Origin of the sequence: Mesorhizobium sp. WSM4884 (genome assembly GCF_029625675.1) — a bacterium.
In the GTDB taxonomy this organism is placed as follows: Bacteria; Pseudomonadota; Alphaproteobacteria; order Rhizobiales; family Rhizobiaceae; genus Mesorhizobium.
Genome location: NZ_JARTVO010000020.1, coordinates 1 through 19,333, shown reverse-complemented (window position 1 = coordinate 19,333; position 19,333 = coordinate 1). Strand labels below are relative to the sequence as shown.

The window sequence follows — 19,333 nt, the reverse complement described above, 5'->3', positions numbered from 1 at the left end:
GTCCATCTTTGACTGTCATTGTCCGCGCGGTGTTTTTCATTCGCCAGGTTTGCTGGGCAACCGCGCCTTGTCCATCCTGGAATCCCGTCTGCTAGTTTCCTCCGAGCTGTTGGGCGAGCATGTAGCCGGAGCCCGCACCCGTGCCCGCGCCGGGCCAGGTCGCGGCGCCGGTGAGGTAGAGGTTCGAGACCGGCGTGTTCCAGCGCGCGAAGCCGCGCGCCGGACGGAAGAGAAAATTCTGGGCCAGATGGTGGCTGCCGCAGATCTGGTCGCCGCCGACGAGGTTCGGGTTCTCGCGCTCGAGATCGAGCGGCGAGAAGATCGCTCGGGCGAGGATCTTCTGCCTCAAACCCGGCGCATAGCTCTCGATGATGTCGAGCACGCGCTCGGCATAGGCATCCTTGACCGCGTCCCAGGAACCGGGCGCGATCTTGCCGGCCGCGTCACCAAGGATCTCAGCCGGCAGCATGCGCACCTGCACCCAGAGCACATGCTTGCCTGACGGTGCACGCGACGGATCGACGGCCGTCGGCTGGCCGACGACGAGCACGGGCTGCTCGGGCAGCATGCCGGCGATTGCTTGCTGGTAGACGCGCGACATCGCATCGAGCGAGGGCGCCAGATGCACATAGGCGAACCGGCGAAGCTCGGCGCCGGCGCTCCAGTGCGGCAGGTCGTCCAGCGCCAGATGGATCATCATCGTGCCCGGCGCATGGCGGAATTTTTTCAACGCCGTATCGAAGGCAGCGTCGCCGGAGCCATTGGGCAGAAGCTTGCCCGGAAGCGCTCCTGGCGCGACGCCGGCAATGACGGCCTTGCTCGCGACATGGGTTTCGCCGGATGCCAGACGCACGCCGGTCGCCCGGCCACCGGCAACCATTATCTCCGATACTTCCGCGCCGGTCGTGATCTCGCCACCGGCCGTTCTGACCATGCCGGCGAGCGCGCGGATGATGGTGTCGGCGCCGCCCTTGCCGAGCACCATGCCGAAACTCTGGTTGGCCATCGATTCCAGGTAGGGGAACACGGCGCCGCCGGCGATATCCGGAGCGAAGTCGAGATGCATGCCCCAGGCGGCGAGCGTCGTCCTGACATGCGGCGCCTCGAAATTTTCCTCCAGCCACGCGCGCGGCGAGGCGAGAAGCAGCCGGCCCGTGTCGAGCGCGCCGGCAAAGCCCTTCTTGCGCCACAGGTGCCAAGCCGTGCCGGCCAGGGCCCGCGCGCTCATCGGCGAACCCAGCAGGCGGAAGAGGTGCTCCGCTTCGCCTGGAAAAGCGCCGACCAGCCTGCGCCAGCTGGCGGCATCGGCGGCGGAGAAGACAGCGAGCCGCGAGACGGTCTTTTCGAGATCGTTGCTGACGCCGAACCATTTCCCGTCCGGGAAAGCGCTGGCGAAACAATCGGCGACGGGCGCGAATTCCAGCCCATGGCTTTTCAATTCATTTGCATATTTCCGGTGGAAGGCCGAGCCGGCGAACAGGCTCAGATTCATCGCGCCGAAATCGTGACGGAAACCGGGAAGCGTGTATTCGGCGGTCCGAACGGCGCCGCCAATCGCCTGGCTGCGCTCGAAAACCGCGGTTTTCCAGCCTTTGAGCGACAGATGCGCCGCGCAGGCCAGACTGTTGTGGCCCGCCCCGACAAAGATGGCGTCGAACTCGCTCACGCCCCTCCCCAAAATGCTTTATGCTTAAAGATAATTGCAGATGCATATGTTTTCGTCTAGTAGGATATTAAGGGCCGCAACGAGCCTTGAAGGTCACGAACAAGAGGGAACAGAACCATGGACACGCAGAAACTCCTCGGCGAGGTCGCCGGCCAGCTGCTTTCGGGCGCCATCAAGGTGGTCGACCTGTCGGCGCCGCTCGGGCCGGACACGCCGCTGATCAAGCTGCCGCCGGAACTCGCCGTCGACACGCCGAAGGTCGAGATCCACTCGATCTCCAAATATGACAAGAACGGGCCATGGTGGGCCTGGAACTGGCTGAAGCTCGGCGAGCATTCGGGCACGCATTTCGACGCGCCGCAGCACTGGATCACCGGCAAGGACTATCCGGACGGCGCCACCGACACCATTCCGGCGCAGAATTTCGTCGGGCCTGTCAACGTCATCGACTGCTCCAAGGAAGCCGCCGCCGACCACGACTTCCTGCTCACCGTCGACCACATCAAGGCGTGGGAAGCCAAGCACGGCGCGATCAACCCCGGCGAATGGGTGGTGATGCGCACCGACTGGTACAAGCGCAACGGTTCGGAGGCCGAGTTCCTCAACGCCAACGAGACCGGCCCGCACACGCCGGGACCGACGGCGGAAGCCATCCAGTTCCTGATCAGCAAGGGCATCAAGGGCTGGGGCTCGGAGACGATCGGCACCGATGCCGGCAAGGCCGGCGGCATGGAGCCGCCGTTTCCCGCGCACACGCTGATGCACAAGGCCAACCGCTACGGGCTGGCCAGCCTCTGCAACCTCGACCAACTGCCGCCGAAAGGGGCGATCCTGATCGCCGCTCCGCTCAAGATCGAGCACGGCACCGGCAGCCCGATCCGCGCGCTGGCGCTGGTGCCGGGCAAATAGTCGAGGTGGCGGTCTTCGGGAGAAGATCATGCTTGCGGGCGATGGAGTGACGGCGTTGGTGCGGATGCCCCCTAGGGCCGGTGCTCTACGGCGCCCCCCTCTGTCCTGCCCGTCCTCCGCAGCAGCTGCGCTGCAGCTGCGGAGGGTGGACCGGGCATCTCCCCCACAAGGGGGGAGATCGGCTGTCATCGCGGCTTTCGCCAATCTTCACGGTTGCAGGACGGAGTGGCGCGCCGAAGCTGCCAATTTCCCCCCTTGTGGGGGAGATGCCCGGCAGGGCAGAGGGGGGCGCGAAGGAACGCGGCTTTGCGCGATTGACCTTCAACTGCCAGCACCTGGGAGCATCCAATGACAGCCGCCGATCACATCATCGTCGGCAGCGGCATCAACGCCCTGGTCTGCGCGGCGATGCTCGGTGCCAAGGGCACCAAGGTGCTCGTGCTCGAGCGCAACGACCGCATCGGCGGCTGCATGCGCACCGAGGAGATCACGGCGCCGGGCTTCGTCCATGACGTGATGGCGACGACCTTCGTGCTGTTCATCACCTCGCCGGCCTATGCAGCACTTGGCAAGGACCTAGCGCGGCACGGGCTGGAGTTCTGCCACACCGCGACGCCCACCGGCGTGCTCAGGCCCGACGGCAGCCAGGCCGTGCTCACCACCGACCGCGCCGCCAACATCGCCGCGCTGAACGTTATTGCCCCCGGCGACGGCGACCGTCACGGTGGCGATGTCGGCGATATCGAGCGCAATGCCGGGCTGTTGTTCGGTCTGCTCGGCGGCGCGCTCTGGTCCTATCCGACGACCAAGCTCTTGGCCGGCGAGGCCTGGCGGCGCGGTCCGCGCGAGCTTGCCGCCTTCATGGGCGAGGCGCTGGTGCCGGCGCGCGGCTGGCTGGAGACCGCCTACAAGTCGGAAACCGTCCGCGCGCTCTGGGCGCCCTGGGTGCTGCATGCCGGGCTCGGACCGGAAGACGCTTTTTCCGGCCAGATCGCCAAGGTCATCGCTTTCGCGCTGGAGGCGGCCGGCGCGCCGATCGTCAAGGGCGGCGCCAAGAACCTGCTCGCCGCCTTCGAGGCGCTGATCAAGGAACGCGGCGGCGAAATCCGTGTCAATGCCGACGTCGCCTCGATCATCCAGGGCGGCGGCCGCGCCAGCGGCGTGCGCCTCGCCTCCGGCGAAACGCTGACGGCGGCGAGGAGCGTCATCTGCTCGGTCACGCCGACACAGCTTTACAGCCGCCTGCTCGGCAGGGACGCCCCTGCGGCGGCCACTGAGGCGACGCTGAAATACCGCTACGGCAAGGGCAATTTCCAAATTCACTATGCGATCGACAAGCCGCCGGCCTGGCGCGGCGAGGGCCTCGACAAGGTGGCGCTGCTGCACCTCACGCCGGGGCTCGACGGCGTCTCGAAAGCCTGCAACGAAGCGGTGCGCGGCCTGCTGCCGGAGGTGCCGACCATCTGCGTCGGCCAGCCGCACGCGCTCGACCCCTCGCGCTGTCCGGGAGGCAAGGCGATCCTGTGGCTGCAACTGCCGGAGGCACCACGCGTTATCAAGGGCGACGCGGCGAGCCGGTTGGAGACGCCGGCCGACGGACGGTGGAACGACGCGTTGCGCGAAGCCTTTGCCGACAGGGTCGAGGCGATCCTTGCTAGCCACATCGATGGCTTCAGCGAAAGTGTGATCGCGCGCCGCGCCTATTCGCCGGCCGATCTGGAGGCGATGAACATCAACCTTGTCGGCGGCGATCCTTACGGCGGCTCGTCGACCATCGATCAGTCCTTCCTGTGGCGACCGTTCAAGGCAAGCCGCAACCATGACACCGGCATCAAGGGCCTCTACCATATCGGCGCCTCGACCCATCCGGGCGCCGGCCTCGGCGGCGGCTCCGGCTTCCTCTTGGCAGGGAGGCTGTGATGGAACAGAAGCTTCCCGAAAAGCGTCAGCGCATCTCGACTCTCGGCCAGATCGGCCTGCAGCAATTCGCGCCCTATCTGATGAACCGCATTATGGGCCGCTACAACGCCACCTTGCGCGAGGATTTCCGCAAGCAGGGCCTGACCATTCCGCAGGTGCGCACGCTGGCCGTGCTCTCGGTCACCGACGGCGTCACCGTCAACGACCTCTCGGTCTATACGGTGATCGAGCAGTCGACCTTGAGCCGGACGCTCGACACGCTGGAAGGCCAGGGCCTGGTGCGGCGCGAGCAGGGCGTCACCGACAGCCGCTTCCGCCATGTGTTCCTGACCGATGACGGCCGCGCGCTGTTCACCCGCGCCTGGCCGGCCATGCACGACGCCTTCGAGGCGATGTTCGACGGTGTCGACGACGCCGAATATGCCGCGCTGATCGCGATTCTGCAGAAGATGCTGAAGAATATCCGCAAGCACGATATTTGAATTTGACCTACGCGCCGCCCGCCAAATGGCAACGGGCAGGCGGCAACGGAAGGAGGCAGAGATGGCCGAACGGTCTTTTGCCAAGGAAGTCGAAAAGCTGAGGCTCGGCGCCGGCCAGGAATTCGCCGGCGAGGGTATCCTCGCCATCACCAAGGCGCTGCTGCAATGCGGCGTCGGCTATGTCGGCGGCTACCAGGGCGCGCCGATCAGCCATCTGATGGACGTGCTCGCCGACGCGCAGGACATTCTCGGCGAGCTCGGCGTGCATTTCGAGGCGAGCGCCTCGGAAGCGACCGCCACCGCCATGCTTGCCGCCTCCGTGCACTACCCGATCCGGGGTGCTGCCACCTTCAAGTCGACGGTCGGCACCAACGTCGCTTCCGACGCGCTTGCCAACTTGGCATCCGGCGGCGTCACCGGCGGCGCGCTGATCGTCGTCGGCGAGGACTATGGCGAGGGCTCCTCGATCATGCAGGAGCGCAGCCACGCCTTCGCCATGAAGAGCCAGGTCTGGCTGCTCGATCCGCGCCCGAACCTGCCTTCCATCGTCAAGGCGGTCGAGGACGGCTTCGAACTGTCGGAGGCCTCCAACACACCGGTGATGCTGCAGGTGCGCATCCGCTGCTGCCACGTCCATGGCCACTTCATTGCCAAGGACAACAAGCGTCCGGCGATGTCGGTGGCCGATGCGCTTGCCGCGCCACGCCGCGACACCGGCCGCATCGTGCTGCCGCCGGCATCCTTCCTGCACGAGAAGGAGAAGGTCGCGAAACGCTGGCCAGCGGCGGTCGATTTCATTCGCGAGCGCAAGATCAACGAGATCTTCGGATCGGACCACGGCTCGGTCGGCATCGTCATGCAAGGCGGCATGTATAATTCCGTCGTCCGCGCGCTGCAGCGGCTCGGCCTTGCCGACACCTACGGCGACACCGACGTGCCGCTTTACGTCCTGAACGCCGTCTATCCGCTCATCGATGACGAGTTCCTCGCCTTCTGCGAAGGCAAGCAGGCGGTGCTGGTGGTCGAGGAAGGCCAGCCCAACTATATCGAGCAGGCTTTCGCGGCGATGCTGCACAAGGCCGGCCGCGGCACCAAGCTGGTCGGCAAGGAGCATCTGCCGATGGCCGGCGAATATACCGGCCAGGTGATGCTCGACGGCATCGGCTCCTTTCTGCGCGCCCATGCCGCGCATCTGCTGCCAGGCGAGGTTCGCGCGCCGAACAAGCTGGGCGAGGGCGTCGATACGGCCGATCTCATCAATGTCGTCCCTGGCCGTCCGCCGGGCTTCTGCGTCGGTTGCCCGGAGCGGCCGATCTTTGCCGCGACAAAACTGGTCGAGCAGGAGCTCGGCAAGCACCACATCGCATCCGACATAGGCTGCCATTTGTTCTCGATCATGCCGCCATTCGAGCTCGGCGCCACCACCATGGGCTACGGGTTGGGGCCGGCCTCGGCTTCCGCCTTCAATTCGCCGGAAGCCAAACGCCGCTCGATCTCTTTCGTCGGCGACGGCGGCTTCTGGCACAACGGCCTGACCTCCTCGATCGGCAACGCGGTCTTCAACAAGAATGACGGCGTCATCGTCATCGTCGACAATTTCTACTCCGCCGCCACCGGCGGCCAGGACATCCTGTCCTCGCGCGCCTCGAACCGGACGAAGTCGACGAAACATCCGATTACCGAAGCGGTGAAAGGCATGGGCGTCAAATGGCTGCGCCACATCGACCGCACCTATGACGTGGGCAAGATGCGCGATACGCTTCGTGAGGCGCTGACCACCGAGGAGAAGGGACCGAAGGTCATCGTCGCCTCCTCCGAATGCATGCTCAACCGCCAGCGTCGCGAGAGGCCGGGGATCGACAAGGCGATCAAGGTCGGCGAGCGCATCGTCAAGCCGAAATTCGGCGTTGACGAGGACATCTGCACCGGCGACCACGCCTGCATGCGGCTGTCGGGCTGCCCGTCGCTGTCTGTGAAGACGCTTGACGATCCGCTGCGCGACGATCCTGTCGCTTCGATCGATCAGAACTGCGTCGGCTGCGGCAATTGCGGCGAGGTGGCGGATGCCGCCGTGCTCTGCCCGTCCTTCTACCGGGCCGATGTCGTGCACAATCCAAGTCGCTGGGATCGTTTCCTGGAAAGCGCGCGCCGCGCCGCGATCGGCCTTTTGCAGCGCCGCCGCGAGAGCCGCCGCCTGATGTTCGCCGATGCTTGAGCAGGCTTCACCCTTGCGCCCGAAGACGGGCGCCTCTGATGACGAGCGGGTGATAAAACTCGCCGTGCTCGCGGTCGGCGGCCAGGGCGGCGGCGTGCTCGCCGACTGGATCACCGACGTCGCCGAGCGCAGCGGCTATATCGCGCAATCGACATCGGTCGCCGGCGTCGCCCAGCGCACCGGTGCGACGATCTATTACATCGAGATGGCTCGCGACACAGGCCGGCTGCCGATCTTCGCGCTGTCGCCCTCGCAGGGCGATGTGGACATCCTGATCGCAGCCGAGCTGATGGAAGCCGGCCGCGCCATCATCCGCGGCTTCGTCACGCCCGAGCGCACCACGCTGATCGCCTCCTCGCACCGCATCGCCGCCGTCTCGGAAAAGATCGAGCCGGGCGACGGCCGTGCTTCGTCGCAAAAGGTGCACTCGACGGCGCAGGCTGCAGCAAAACGCTTCATCGCCTTCGACATGGAAAAGATCGCTGCCGAGAACGGCACCATGATTTCGGCCAGCCTGCTCGGCGCCTTGGCCGGCTCCGATGCGCTGCCGTTTGCGCGCGAAAGCTATGAGGAGGCGATCGGCGCCGGCGGCCGTGGCGTCAAGGCGAGCCTTGCCGCCTTCGGCGCCGCCTACGATCGCGCTCGCGGCATCGCGGCCGCGCCGGCGGGCGACAAGGCACCGGCGACACCAGCCGCTGGCGAAGCCAAGTCAGCGGCCAGGATCAGTGGTCCCGAAACCCTGCTGGAGGGTTGGCGGGAGCTTGCTGCCCGCGTCGCGGCGCTGCCCGCGCCGGTGCGCCACATGGCCGAGCGCGGCCTGAAGAAGGTCGTCGACTTCCAGGACATCGCCTATGGCGGCGAATATCTCGACCGGCTGGCCAAGGCCGTCGCGCTGGACCAAGCGGAGCGCGGCTATGCGCTGTCGATGGCGGCGGCGAAACATCTCGCCAACGCCATGTGCTACGACGACATGATCCGCGTCGCGGACCTGAAGACGCGCTCGACCCGCGACCAGCGCGTGCGCAAGGAAGTCGGCGTCAGGGAGGGTTCGGTCCTGCAAGTGACCGAATATTTCCACCCGCGCATCGAGGAATTCTGCGGCACGCTTCCCGTGGGGCTAGGCAGCTATATCGAGAACCGTCCCAAGCTCGCAGCCTTCCTCGACCGTCGCATCAACCGCGGTCGCCACATCCGCACCGACAGTTTTACCGGCTTCGCCATGCTCTGGTTCATCGGCGGCCTGCGCCGCTGGCGCCGCCGCCTGCTGCGCCACAGGATAGAGATGGAGCATCTGGAGCGCTGGTACGACCTCGCGCTCGCCCATGCGCACGAAAGCTATGCGCTCGCCACCGAAATCCTGAACTGCCGACGCCTGATCAAGGGCTACAGCGACACCCATGCCCGCGCTCAGTCGAAATTCGACCGTGTGCTGTCGGCGCTGCCCATGCTCAAGGACAGGGACGATGCCGCCGACTGGATCCGCCGTCTGCGCGAGGCGGCGCTGAAGGACGAAAAGGGCGACATGCTCGACGGCGCGTTGAAGACGGTAGCGACGCTTGGCGACAGCCCGGCTTCATAGAAACCGGGGTTTTATAGAAGAGCGTTCTTGCAGGGCTTGATCGTTCGGCACGGATACGAAGTCCCTAACCGTGGAAAATTGATCCTAATCAAAGCGGAATTGACTCCAGAGCCATCTAATAGACCATCCTCTAATTAAAGGTGTGAGGAGGTAGAAGGTGACGTCATGGAAATCTCTTTCCGCGATCTTATGACAGTATTCCACGGCATGGGGTTTGGAGCGCTGTTTATGCTGGCGTTTTCCGCAGCGCTTGCCGAACTTTATCGAATGTCTGCGCCAGGAGCCCCTTCCATTCCGAGTGCCAGAGAACACAAGCTCCTTTTGCTTTATCTCTCGGCAATGGTCATCCTTGCTTGGGGGGCGGTGCTTTCGGGCGCATACATTGTATACCCGTGGTACCGAGCAGCGGTGCCCGCCGGCGTTACCGACTTGGCCGATTATCCGAAGTTCCTGCTCACCTCCAGTCCGAAAACTTCCGCGTGGCACAGCCTGGGCATGGAATGGAAGGAACACGTGGCCTGGCTTGCGCCGATCGCGATGACGATGGTCGCCTATGTCTTCGCCAAATACGGACCCGCTTTGGCAAAGCAGAAGCAAATTCGCACTGCCGTCATCGGTTTTGCAGTCGTCGCTTTCGTGGCGACGGGCGTCGCCGGGGCCTTTGGAGCGTTTCTCAACAAATACGCTCCGGTTCGTGGTGGTCCAATGATCGAAATCATCGCTGGTGAACAGGAGGGTGAATAGTCATGTCCAATAACAATCCTGCCAGGACTGTCGTGCTTCCCAACGGTCCAGGAGCGGCGGCTATCTTGGCGGCCGGAATTGGGTCCGCTGCGATGGGCATTTTCGCCCTGGGCGGGGATGCCTTCGTGTCACTCAATCACTTCTTCACGTTCTACAGGCCGACCGGTGCCTTATCCGGCGTCTCGACCAGTGCAATCATTGTCTGGCTGGTTGCCTGGTTTGTCCTTTCGCGCAGGTGGGCCGGGAAGAACGTGGAAATGGGAAAAGTGGTTTCTGTATCCTTCGCCTTGTTGGCGGTGGGTGTACTGCTGACCTTCCCGCCCGTAATGGATCTCATCCAGGGCAAGTAGTCTCATCCAGGGCAAGTAGGAAGAAACTTGCCTGAGTTCGGGCTCGGTCCGTCAAAGCCGGCCGAGCCCGTTCAAAGCTTCTTCCGGCGATCACGGGGAGTCAGTTATTAAAAACGGTCGACCCGGCACACTATTATGGGTACGCCACTTGATTACGGGTACGCCACTTGCCGCTTGCCGCTCGGCGCGCGTCGCACGGCGGAAACGGCCTATTCGCTTGCTTCCCGTCCCGAGACCTGCTCGACATGGATACGGAAAAAAATGTGCGGCAAGCTGTCTGAAATGGGAGGCATGACGGGCTTGAGCGCGCCAGGCTCCCACCAGTCCGTGTGCTTGCTCAGCACCGACCATGCATGGTCGCGCTGAACCCGGTGACCGATTTTGTCCGGCAGTTCCTCATAGCGGCCGTCGACAATCACGCTTCTCCAGCCGCGGCCCTGGGTGTGTTCGTCGACCTGGGCGCATACCAGGGGATTGGCCCGCATCCAGTCGATCTTCTTGCCCGGCAAGGAGAATGCATAGAGATGATTGTCGGCGTAGGCGTAGTTGAAGCACACGAGGTAAGGTTGTCCATCCTTCGCGCATGCCAGATGGCCGACGCGATTGGCTGCCAGTAATTTCGTGCATTCCAAAGTTGAGAGCGTTCGGATCAACATCGGTACGATCTCCTATTCATCCTTGTACGTAACGAACAAGTTGATCGATATTGAATTCACGGTCTGCGATTATGCTTTTCATGAGGTCGCCTATAGATATCAGCCCTACAAGACGTCCATCGCGCAGGACCGGGAGGTGCCTGATTCGTTTCTCGGTCATCAGGGCCATGCAAGCCTCGGTGCTTTGCCCCGGCTCCACATAGGTGACGTTCCGTTCCATAACGTCATGAATCCGTGTCTTCGGTGATGACCTGCCTTTCAGAAATACTTTCCTTGCATAATGTCGTTCAGTGAATATGCCGACGAGATTCTCGCCCGCTTTGACCAACACCGCCCCTACGTTTCTTCTTTCCATCAACTGGAGCGCGTGCAAAACCGTGTCATCGGGGCGGACGAAGTAGACATCGTGGCCCTTGGCGTCGAGGATTTGCTGAACCGTGGTCATAATAACCTCCGTCGATCAGTTCTCGTCATCAAGCACGCACCAATAAATCTAATGCGGGGCACGTCATGGCTCATTGACATGAATCAATTTTGCCATGCGGCACTGGGTTTGCCGCCCGCGCGAAAAGGCGTTGAAGGGAGAAGGGCGACATGCTGGAAGACGCGTTGAGACCGGTAGAGTCGCTCAGCGAAAATCATCTCTCGCTAACGAAGAGGTGATCCACCATGTTGCGACGGATATTCAGCCGGCGATCCGTTCAACCGTGATGGGGGTGAATCACGGAGACACGCATGTTCACAAGACATTTTCTGCCCATCGCATTGGCGGTCGGCACTTTGCTGTCCGCCGCCGGCGCGCAGGCGATGCCGATGGCCAAGCCAAGTGCCGCGCTGCTACCGGTCGAAACCGTCGGCTGGCGCTGCGGTCCCGGCTGGCACGTGAATCGCTGGGGCAGGTGTGTGCCGAACCGCCGCGTGATCATCCGGCCGGTGCGCCATTGGCATCCGGGCTTCTGGTATCACGGCCGTTGGCATCCCGGCTATTGGAGCTGATGGTCGCTTTTTGGGGACAGACGCCCGCTCCGGAAACGGCGCGGGCGTTTTTTGCTGAGTTCCCCCATGCAGGGGTTCATTCGGCGGACCTTCGCGCCAGCAATCGTGATTGGCCGAAGCCCCTCAGCCTCGTCATCCACGGGCGAAGCAAGGAGCGAAGCGACGCGGCGCAGACCCGAGGATCCATTCCGTCACGTTGAGGCGTTGCCCCGATGCAGAATTCTGCTCCGCTGCGCCCCTTCGATCAATGTAACGGAATGGATCCTCGGGTCTCCGCGTCCGCTTCGCTCCCGCTCCGCCCGTGGATGACGAACTGAGGGGCGCCGAAGCTCATCGCTGACGGGTATACTCAGAACTCACACCACCAAATCCCGCATCGGCTTCACCGCCGCCGACTCTGGAAACACCTTGTCGCCGAGCACTGCCGCCGAAAGCCCGAACCAGTCGGCAAGTAACCCCTTCAGCACCGCGCGCACATCGCTGGTCGGCGCCAGGTCGCGGCCTTCGTAAAGCTGAGCCGGCTTCAGGCCGGGCCAGTCGGCGATGACACGGCCGCCCTTGATCGCGCCGCCTGCGAGCAGCACCACCGTGCCGGTGCCGTGATCGGTGCCGACGGTGCCGTTGATGCGGGCGGTGCGGCCGAATTCGGTGATGGCGACGACCGCCGTGTCCTTCCAGCTGGAGCCAAGCCCCTTCTCGAATTCCTCGAAGGCGCCGTCGAGGCCGCCGAGCAGCTTGGCGAGCCGCCCCGTCGCGCCGCCTTCGTTGACATGCGTGTCCCAGCCGTCGAAGGCCAGCGCCGCGATGCGCGGCCCGTCGTCGGTCGCCATCAGCTTCGCCGCGCCCTGCGCCGACTGCCGCATGCCGGCGGCGTTGTCGAGGCCGCCTTTGGGCTTCATCGTCTTGCCATCGAGCTCGTCGCCCATCGCCAGCCGGTCGGCGTCAAGGCCTTTCTGCAGCGCCGCCGCCAGCACCGGGTCGCGATGGTTGTAGAGGTCGAGCACGCGCTCGGCCAGCGCATCGCCCGGCGTCGGCAGCGCCTGTGGCGCCCAGCCAAGCACGGGCGCGGAGCCTCGGATCACCAGCGGCGTCGAAGGACCAACCGCGAGCCCGCCGGCCTTCGCTATCCTATCGCCTGCCGGCAGGTTGGCCAGCGCCCGGTTGAGCCAGCCGGTGGTGGCGTTGCCGGGACCGGGCAAGCCGCTTTCCAGCACGTCCTGGCCGTCGAAATGCGAGCGGTCGCGATAGCCGGTCGCAGCCGCATGCACTACCGCCGCCTGGCCCGCCTTGAACAGCCGCGCGAACACCGGCATCGCCGGATTGAGCGCGAAGAAACCGTCCAGCGGCAGCGCCGGATTGGCGCCTGAGAGCGAGAGCGCGATGTCGCCATGCAGGCCGGCGTAGTCGGGATCGCCGACCGGGCCTACCGTCGACAGGCCGTCCAGCGCGCCACGCAGCACGATGACGATCAGGCGCGGATCGCGATTGTCGGCGGCGCGCGCGAAGCGCGGCAGGTAGGCCCAGGCAAACAGCGCGCCGCCGGTCATCAGCACGGCGCGGCGGGATGGATTAGGCGTTTCACATAGAAGGCTCATGGCCGCTTTTCCATTGCTGTTCACAGGCGCTGAAATCATCTTCTTTGGAATTCGGGCGCCATCAGCAGCAGCGCCAGGCCTTGCTGTTTGGATTCGGCGCGCGCGATCGCATCTCGCGTCTCGGCCGAAGCGGAGGCGCCGATCACGGTGGAAAGCATGGCGTCGGGATTGCCGACGTTGTCGGCCTGTCGCGCGGCTTGCCAGGCGATGTCGAGGCGCGTCTTCAGGCCCTCGGCCGAAGCCCAATTGTCGGTCCGGTCGGAAAAGCCGTTCGGCCCCGGCGGCTGCCAGAGCGGCTCGCCCAGCGCCCTTAGCCAGCGAAGCGTCCGTTGCGGCTCGTTGCCGGCGCTTGCGCCGATCGCACGCCGGACCGCCACCACATAGTCGAACGGCGAGCGCAGTTTTGTCAGCGGCATCGACCAGGCTTCGGGCAGATCGACCAGGGCGAGCGCCAGCGCGCGCAGGTCGCCGTCCGTCTTGGTGAAGACTTCGGCGAGATGCGCGACCGACTGAGGGGAAGGATCGTCGGCGAGGAAGTGGCGCGCGAGCTTGGTGGCGATGTGCCGCGCGGTCGCCGGCTGGCGGGCGATGTCGTTCAGCGCCGCCTCCGCCTGGCCCATGCCGCCGGCCGGATAGGTCTTGCCGAGCAGCACCGCCCCGCCAGGCTGATGCGCATTGGCGTTGAAGACGAAAGTGCCGGGTTCGCCGAGCCGCCCCTTCCGTCCCGCCATCGTCCAGCCGGTCAGCATGCCGGCGAAACTGGTGACGTCGGCTTGGGCATAGCCACTGCCGACGCCGAGGGTGTGCAGTTCCAGGATCTCGCGGGCGAGGTTCTCGTTGAGGCCGCGGCCGCGCCTTCTGCCGGCGCGGGAATCCGGCCCGATCGACTGCTGGTTGTCGAGATAGAACAGCATCGCCGGGTGATGCTCGACCGCCAGCAGCATGTCGGCGAAGCGGCCGAGCACGAAGGGACGGATCGCCTCGCGCTCGAAGGCGCCGGCGCAGGCCCGCACGATCTGGCCTTTGGCGACCGAGACGCAGAAATGGTTCGACCAGAAACCGACCAGCCGTTCGACAAAGCCGGGTGCGGCGCCGAGCGCCCTGTTGAAGCGGGCTTGGGCTTCATCCCTGTAGATATCGGCCTCGACCGGCGGCGCGACCGGCTTCTCCTTTGCGTCGGTCGGGTTGTTTGCAGTGTCGGTCGCGGGCTGCATGGCGGACACCGCCTTCGCATCCCGCGCCGCCTTGCGTTCCGCGGCGGCGGCCATGCTGGCCTGGATCGCGGCGGTGCTGTCCAACAGACCTGCATTCTTCGGATCGTCGGCCGGGATGAGCGCGATATCCTGCTGCTTGAGCTCCGCCTTGAGATAGCCGCGCGGGTCGGCCGCGATCTTGCCGAAATCGTCGTCGGGTCTCGCGCCGAGCCCGAAGCGATTGAGCGCGACAAGCGCCGGATCGGGCGGAGCGGGACTTGAAGCGGATAGGGCCAACGCAGCCTCCGTCGCGGGCCGACGCAGGTCGCGCCGGCCGCATGTCCTAATTGTCGAAGCGCCTCATGATGTCGGCACTGGCATCATGAGGCTGGCAGCGGTCTACCAGCGGCGCCAGTGGTGCCAGCGGTGATACGGATGCCAGGCCGGGCCGATGTAGACGCGCGGTCCGCCCCAATAGTAGTAGCCCGGATAGATCACGCGGCGATTGGGCACGCAGTGTCCCCACCGGTTGGGGTGCCAGCCGGGGCCGCAGCCCCAGGCGACATGCTCGACGATTGCCGGGGCTGCAACCGGCGCGATCGTCGTCGCCGAAGCGGCGCTTGCGGCAACCGCCCCGCCGACGGCGAGCGCGGCAGCGAGCGAATATTTCGTCAGACCGTTCATGGGATACTCCCGAAGTTTCTCGAGGTTGAAGAGAACCTGCCCGCATTCTCGCGGGCAGGCCTGTCCCTCTTCCCTTGAACGGCGGCGGCGGCGGTTTCCGTCGCTGGTCAGGGCGTATTTTTTGCCGGGATCGGCCGCTGCCTGCCGACATGCCGCAGCAAGGCGTCGGCCAGCAGCTTGCGGTCCTCCGGCGAGCTCGAAGCGGCGAATTCGACGATACGCTGTTCGAGCCGGCTGCGGATGGTGGCGTCGGCGTTGCGCGCCCGCTCCAGGGCGGCAGCCAGCGCGTTGGTGTCGAGCGTCGGCTGTTGCAAAAGGTTGGCCGCCTCGAGTCGTGCCTGCTGCCCGTCGAGGATGATCTGCCTCGACTCGCGGCGCACCTCGCGCAACGCCTGGCGGAACGCTTTGCGGTCGTTGGCGGGAAGCTGCCCGCCGGCCGATTCCAGCGAATAACCCACTCCCGAACGGCCGATCAGCCAGCCTGCACCGCCGGCGACGGCACCGATCAGAAAGACGTTAAGCACCAGCGATGCCACGAAAAGACGAGTGTTCATAGGTCCTCCGTGTCGGCGTCGGGACCGGCATCGCCGAACGACGTTGCGTTGGCATCCATCGCATAATGGTCTGACGGGGCGTCCGGAGCGACGACGGTGACCAGCGCCAGCCCGGCCACGGCGCCGGCGAGGCCGACGCCGGCCAGCCCGAAGCCCACCCACCAGAACCGGCGATGCCGTCCCTGCCTGACCTCGGTAGCCGCCTTGGCAACAATCGCAGCATGCAACGAATGGCTAGGGGCTTCAGTGCGATGCCTGTCGAGCATGGTGTCGAGCCTGCCGGCGCGCTTGAGGATGGCGCGGCCCTCCTCGCTATCGGCAAATAGCGTGGCGGCAGCCTGCTCGGCCCGCGGCCAGCGATGCAGGGCGCTGCCATAGGCGTCCGCCAGCGCGGCGAAGCGCAGGGCATCCATCTGCCGGTCTGGGGTCTTTCTTTGTTCAGCCATCTCGTTCCCCCTTCCACGGTTTTGACGTGGCCGCCCAAGTCGCAGTCCCAACCACTGCAAAGTGCTCAGTCATCGCCATCATCTCCGACGAGCATGGCCTGCAGCGAACGCCGGCCGCGCGCGAGCAGGCTTTCCAGCGCATCGACGCTGACCTGCATGGCGCCGGCGGCCTCAATGTTGGACATCTCCTGATAATAGACCAGCACGATCGCCTCGCGCTGGCGCGGCGCGATGCGCTGCAAGGCCTGCTGGACGCGCCGGCCTTCGTCTCCGGGAAGGGCATCGGGAAGCGGCGCCTCATCGGCCACCTCCGGCAGTTCGTCCGTCGTCCATTCGCGGCGGCGCCGCAGCCGGTCGTAACAGAGGTTGAGCGCCACCCGGTGGATCCAGGTGTCGAAACGCGCGCGCCCCCGGTGCCAGCCCGAGGCATGGCGCCAGATGCGCACGAAGGTCTCCTGGGCGACGTCCTCGGCCTCTGCGGCGTCGCCGAGCATGCGGGTGGCGAGCGAAAGCACGCGCGGCAGCTTGCGCGTCACCAACGCCTGCACGGCGGCTTGGTCGCCGGCGCCGATGCGCCGTAGCAGTTCCTCGTCCGGATCGGCGCCCATCAAGCTCGGCGCTCCCGATGATCATCGTGCTGCATAACCTCTCGGTCATTGCTCCTGATTGGGAGCGGTTTTGTGGCCCGGCCGCTCGTCGGCGCCGAGCACGCCGTCGCCGTTCTTGTCGATCCTGGCGAAGCGTTTGGCGAGGAAGGCGTCGAGCTCGGACTTGTCGACGAAGCCGTCCTTGTTCGTATCCATGCGCGCGAAGGCTTTGGCCGGATCGCCCTTGGCCTTGCGTTTCTCCTGGAACGCCGTCCACTCGGCGAGGCTGACCTTGCCGTCGCCGTCGGTGTCGGCAGCCATGAACGCCTTTTCCCGGCGCGCCTCGAACGTCTCCAGCGTGGTGCCGGGCTTGGCCGAGGCGGGAGTGCTCGGCGAGGGTTGTGCCGGCGCGGGGGCAGGCGTCGTTGTCTGGGCGGCCGCGGCGGCGGCCTGCAGGCCAAGGGCAACGACAAGGATAGTACGGCGGATCATGCTCTCGTCTCCGGTTGCGCGCGGCCATTGGCGGCCACGCTTCAACCGTTGAACGCGCTGACAGAGAAAATCCGTCGGTCGTTCCGCCAAACGAGATCGGCGGGTCCGGCAGCGCCGGCAAACAGCCCGTCGGGGGGCGAAAACCTATTTCCGTTCGTCGACCACCACCAGCTGGTCCGGCTTGAAGCCGGCGTGCTGCGGGGTCCAGACGTCGCCCTCGCGGTTGAACCAGTGGCAAAGAAAAGTGCCCGAGGCAGCGCCATCGCTCACCGTCATGTCCGGGCCTCCGGATTTCAGCCTGACGACGTCTCCAGTCTTGAAACTATTGGGCATTTTGACCTCCCATGCTGACATCGGGAGTTTCCCACCAACAACGATTCCCGACAATGGCCGAGATGCGTCGACAAAATGGTACAGTGCTGGAAATGCAAGGAAAACTGGTGCCGCTTGCGTGACTCGAACACGCGACCCCATCATTACGAATGATGTGCTCTACCAACTGAGCTAAAGCGGCCCGGGAAGCCGCTTGGCTTCCAAGATGCGCCGGTTGATAGACTCAACCGTCAGCTAATTCAAGATGGGTGGCGGCGAAATCCTGCGCTCATGCGCGGCAATCCCGCTCGGCTGCTGCCCCAAAAAGCCTCCGGCTCCTGTCGGCGCGGCTGAGCGGTCTGACGGCGAACTGGCGTTCCTTCGCCCTCGGCCGCTTCGGCAACGATGACAAAAATGTTGATTCTTCAACAAAAAACGACGAAATGGGCATGGGATGCGTCGGCAAGACAGCCGCTCGCCCGTTGATTGATTGGTCGCCTGCGGCTAACGATCGATGAACTGTGAGCGAACGCTAAGAGGGAGCTCGCTTGGACGCCATCGAGAAAGCGATCCGCAACGCCTTCGAGAAAGGCAACGCCGAGGACCGGGCGTTCCGCGAGAAGGTCTATCGCTCGGCCTTTGCCGCGCTGGACCGTGTCCTGCAGGCCAATCCGAATGTGACGGTGGAGGCCGCCATCAACCGCCGCAAGGCGGTGCAGGCCAAGATCGCCGAGATCGAATCCGAATTCCTGCCGGCCGTCCAGCCCGTCCCGGACGTGACGCTTCCGCTGGACGGCGGCCCGTCCGCAACCGACAGTGCCGAGGCTCCCGCGGTCGATACGCCGAGCCGGTCTTCCGTGCCGTCGGTGGATGTGCCGCAGAGTTCCGACCAAGCGATGCCATCGCCGTCGATCACGATCGACGGTCCGGTGCAGCCCGACGTTTCGGACGCGCCGCGCTCGCGCGTGCTGCCTCGCGTGCCCGACATCATGCCGGACGAAACCCTTCCCAACGCGCCGACCCTCGATGATTCTCCCGGAGCGTCGGTTGGCAACGGCGCCGAAGTGGCGCCGGATCGCGACGAACGGCGGATCCGGGGACGGCGCCTACCGCTCACCGCCATCTTCGTCGCGGCGACGCTTATCGCGGCCGCCGGCATCGGTCTCTACTTCGCCCAGCAGACCGGCGTCTTCAAGACTGCGGCCGAGCTCAACACCGGTCCGCCGGAGCCGGAGCCGACGCTGGAAGGGGAGGAGTCCTCGCAAGCCACCGAACCCGGCTCGCCGCAAAAGTCGGGCGAGGCGGATCAGTCGAAGAACTGGGTCAACGTCTTCTCGCCCAGCGATCCGACCCATGTCAGCACGCCATCGGATGCCGCCGCCGACGTGATGAAGGACGACACCGGCCAGTTCCTGCGCATCCGCTCCGGCGCGTCCGGCTCGGCGATCGCTTTCGACGTCGGCCAAGGCGTGCTGGAAAAGCTCGCCGGCAAGCACGCGATGTTCGACATCATCGCCCGCTCGGAGGAAGGCAAGGAGACGCAGATCTCGGTCGACTGCAATTTCGGCGAGTTCGGCGATTGCGGCCGCAAGCGCTACGCCGTCGGCCACGAGCGCAACGAGTACCTTTTCGACGTCCAGTTCCCGAACAAGCACCCGGGCGCGGCCGGCACCATTGCTGTCAATTCCGACTTCGACAAGCAGGGCAAGTCGGTCGACATCTACGAGATCCGCGTCTCGGTTGCGGAATAAGCCGTCTTACTCCGCGCCTCGTCTCGGTGCCACGCTTGCCGATGCCGGCGCCCCACCCGCGCCTGCGGCGCGACCTCCCATCAAGTGGAGGTTAGGCGTAGCGCCAACCCTTACCTCCCCTCGGCGGGCAGGGGAATCGCACATGAGTAGAAAAGGACTCTTGTGCGGTATGTGGAAATCGATTCTGAGAGACCTCTGGATG

General features: G+C 65.1%; 20 protein-coding genes and 1 tRNA gene. 9 read left to right on the top strand and 12 right to left on the bottom strand.

The genetic code is table 11. The features are described 5' to 3' along the window. Window positions 1–91: 91 nt before the first annotated feature. Window positions 92–1,666 (bottom strand): NAD(P)/FAD-dependent oxidoreductase, encoded by a 1,575-nt coding sequence (locus P9236_RS24825; protein WP_278077263.1) that lies wholly within the window; start codon window positions 1,664–1,666, stop codon window positions 92–94. Window positions 1,667–1,783: 117 nt separating this feature from the next. Between P9236_RS24825 and P9236_RS24820 the strand changes: the two genes are divergently transcribed. The 7 genes from P9236_RS24820 (at window position 1,784) to P9236_RS24790 (ending at window position 9,865) form a co-directional block, all read left to right on the top strand. Next, window positions 1,784–2,575, top strand: a complete 792-nt coding sequence (locus P9236_RS24820; protein WP_278077262.1) for a cyclase family protein — start codon at window positions 1,784–1,786, stop codon at window positions 2,573–2,575. A 348-nt stretch (window positions 2,576–2,923) separates the two neighbouring features. Next, window positions 2,924–4,495, top strand: coding sequence for an NAD(P)/FAD-dependent oxidoreductase (locus tag P9236_RS24815; protein WP_278077260.1), 1,572 nt, complete (start codon window positions 2,924–2,926; stop codon window positions 4,493–4,495). Then, complete coding sequence (locus P9236_RS24810) at window positions 4,495–4,977, top strand: MarR family transcriptional regulator (protein WP_040993909.1); 483 nt, start codon at window positions 4,495–4,497, stop codon at window positions 4,975–4,977. Before P9236_RS24815 ends, P9236_RS24810 begins: the two co-directional genes overlap by 1 nt. Before the next feature lie 61 nt (window positions 4,978–5,038). Next, complete coding sequence (locus tag P9236_RS24805) at window positions 5,039–7,192, top strand: indolepyruvate ferredoxin oxidoreductase subunit alpha (RefSeq protein ID WP_278077259.1); 2,154 nt, start codon at window positions 5,039–5,041, stop codon at window positions 7,190–7,192. Further along, a complete protein-coding gene (locus P9236_RS24800) occupies window positions 7,185–8,771 on the top strand; it encodes an indolepyruvate oxidoreductase subunit beta family protein (protein ID WP_278077258.1) in 1,587 nt (528 codons plus the stop codon). Before P9236_RS24805 ends, P9236_RS24800 begins: the two co-directional genes overlap by 8 nt. Window positions 8,772–8,936: 165 nt before the next feature. Beyond that, complete coding sequence (locus P9236_RS24795) at window positions 8,937–9,515, top strand: hypothetical protein (protein ID WP_278077257.1); 579 nt, start codon at window positions 8,937–8,939, stop codon at window positions 9,513–9,515. A 2-nt stretch (window positions 9,516–9,517) separates the two neighbouring features. Further along, entirely contained in the window at window positions 9,518–9,865 is a 348-nt protein-coding gene (locus P9236_RS24790) for a hypothetical protein (protein WP_278077256.1), read from the top strand. 209 nt (window positions 9,866–10,074) lie between these two features. On the opposite strand, the gene P9236_RS24785 is transcribed toward P9236_RS24790, so the two are convergent. Together P9236_RS24785 and P9236_RS24780 are read right to left on the bottom strand one after the other, a co-directional pair. Next, on the bottom strand, window positions 10,075–10,521 hold the full coding sequence (locus tag P9236_RS24785) for a pyridoxamine 5'-phosphate oxidase family protein (RefSeq protein ID WP_278077255.1): 447 nt from the start codon (window positions 10,519–10,521) through the stop codon (window positions 10,075–10,077). A 16-nt stretch (window positions 10,522–10,537) separates the two neighbouring features. Further along, the gene (locus P9236_RS24780; RefSeq protein WP_278077253.1) at window positions 10,538–10,966 is read right to left on the bottom strand and encodes a CBS domain-containing protein; all 429 of its coding nucleotides are present in this window, start codon (window positions 10,964–10,966) and stop codon (window positions 10,538–10,540) included. Between the two features lie 290 nt (window positions 10,967–11,256). Between P9236_RS24780 and P9236_RS24775 the strand changes: the two genes are divergently transcribed. After that, the gene (locus P9236_RS24775) at window positions 11,257–11,517 is read left to right on the top strand and encodes a hypothetical protein (RefSeq protein ID WP_278077252.1); all 261 of its coding nucleotides are present in this window, start codon (window positions 11,257–11,259) and stop codon (window positions 11,515–11,517) included. A gap of 356 nt (window positions 11,518–11,873) precedes the next feature. Here P9236_RS24775 and P9236_RS24770 read toward each other — a convergent pair whose 3' ends face one another. The 9 genes from P9236_RS24770 to P9236_RS24730 all read right to left on the bottom strand — a co-directional run bounded on the left by P9236_RS24770 (window position 11,874) and on the right by P9236_RS24730 (window position 17,582). After that, window positions 11,874–13,112: a DUF1501 domain-containing protein gene (locus tag P9236_RS24770; protein ID WP_278077251.1), complete on the bottom strand. Its 1,239-nt coding sequence runs from the start codon at window positions 13,110–13,112 to the stop codon at window positions 11,874–11,876. A gap of 35 nt (window positions 13,113–13,147) precedes the next feature. Next, the gene (locus P9236_RS24765) at window positions 13,148–14,602 is read right to left on the bottom strand and encodes a DUF1800 family protein (RefSeq protein ID WP_278077250.1); all 1,455 of its coding nucleotides are present in this window, start codon (window positions 14,600–14,602) and stop codon (window positions 13,148–13,150) included. Between the two features lie 102 nt (window positions 14,603–14,704). Further along, window positions 14,705–14,989, bottom strand: a complete 285-nt coding sequence (locus tag P9236_RS24760; RefSeq protein WP_278077249.1) for a hypothetical protein — start codon at window positions 14,987–14,989, stop codon at window positions 14,705–14,707. 107 nt (window positions 14,990–15,096) lie between these two features. Continuing rightward, entirely contained in the window at window positions 15,097–15,543 is a 447-nt protein-coding gene (locus P9236_RS24755) for a periplasmic heavy metal sensor (RefSeq protein WP_278077248.1), read from the bottom strand. Further along, a complete protein-coding gene (locus P9236_RS24750; protein WP_278077247.1) occupies window positions 15,540–15,989 on the bottom strand; it encodes a hypothetical protein in 450 nt (149 codons plus the stop codon). Before P9236_RS24750 ends, P9236_RS24755 begins: the two co-directional genes overlap by 4 nt. 65 nt (window positions 15,990–16,054) lie before the next feature. Further along, on the bottom strand, window positions 16,055–16,597 hold the full coding sequence (locus P9236_RS24745; RefSeq protein WP_278077246.1) for an RNA polymerase sigma factor: 543 nt from the start codon (window positions 16,595–16,597) through the stop codon (window positions 16,055–16,057). Window positions 16,598–16,642: 45 nt separating this feature from the next. Beyond that, on the bottom strand, window positions 16,643–17,068 hold the full coding sequence (locus P9236_RS24740) for an EF-hand domain-containing protein (RefSeq protein ID WP_278077245.1): 426 nt from the start codon (window positions 17,066–17,068) through the stop codon (window positions 16,643–16,645). 144 nt (window positions 17,069–17,212) lie between these two features. Further along, complete coding sequence (locus tag P9236_RS24735; RefSeq protein ID WP_278077244.1) at window positions 17,213–17,401, bottom strand: DUF2158 domain-containing protein; 189 nt, start codon at window positions 17,399–17,401, stop codon at window positions 17,213–17,215. A 105-nt stretch (window positions 17,402–17,506) separates the two neighbouring features. Beyond that, window positions 17,507–17,582: transfer RNA gene (locus P9236_RS24730), tRNA-Thr, on the bottom strand. Between the two features lie 346 nt (window positions 17,583–17,928). Here P9236_RS24730 and P9236_RS24725 point away from each other — a divergent pair. Beyond that, window positions 17,929–19,131 carry a hypothetical protein gene (locus P9236_RS24725; protein WP_278077243.1) on the top strand — a complete coding sequence of 401 codons (1,203 nt, stop codon included), beginning with the start codon at window positions 17,929–17,931 and terminating at the stop codon, window positions 19,129–19,131. Window positions 19,132–19,333: the final 202 nt, after the last annotated feature.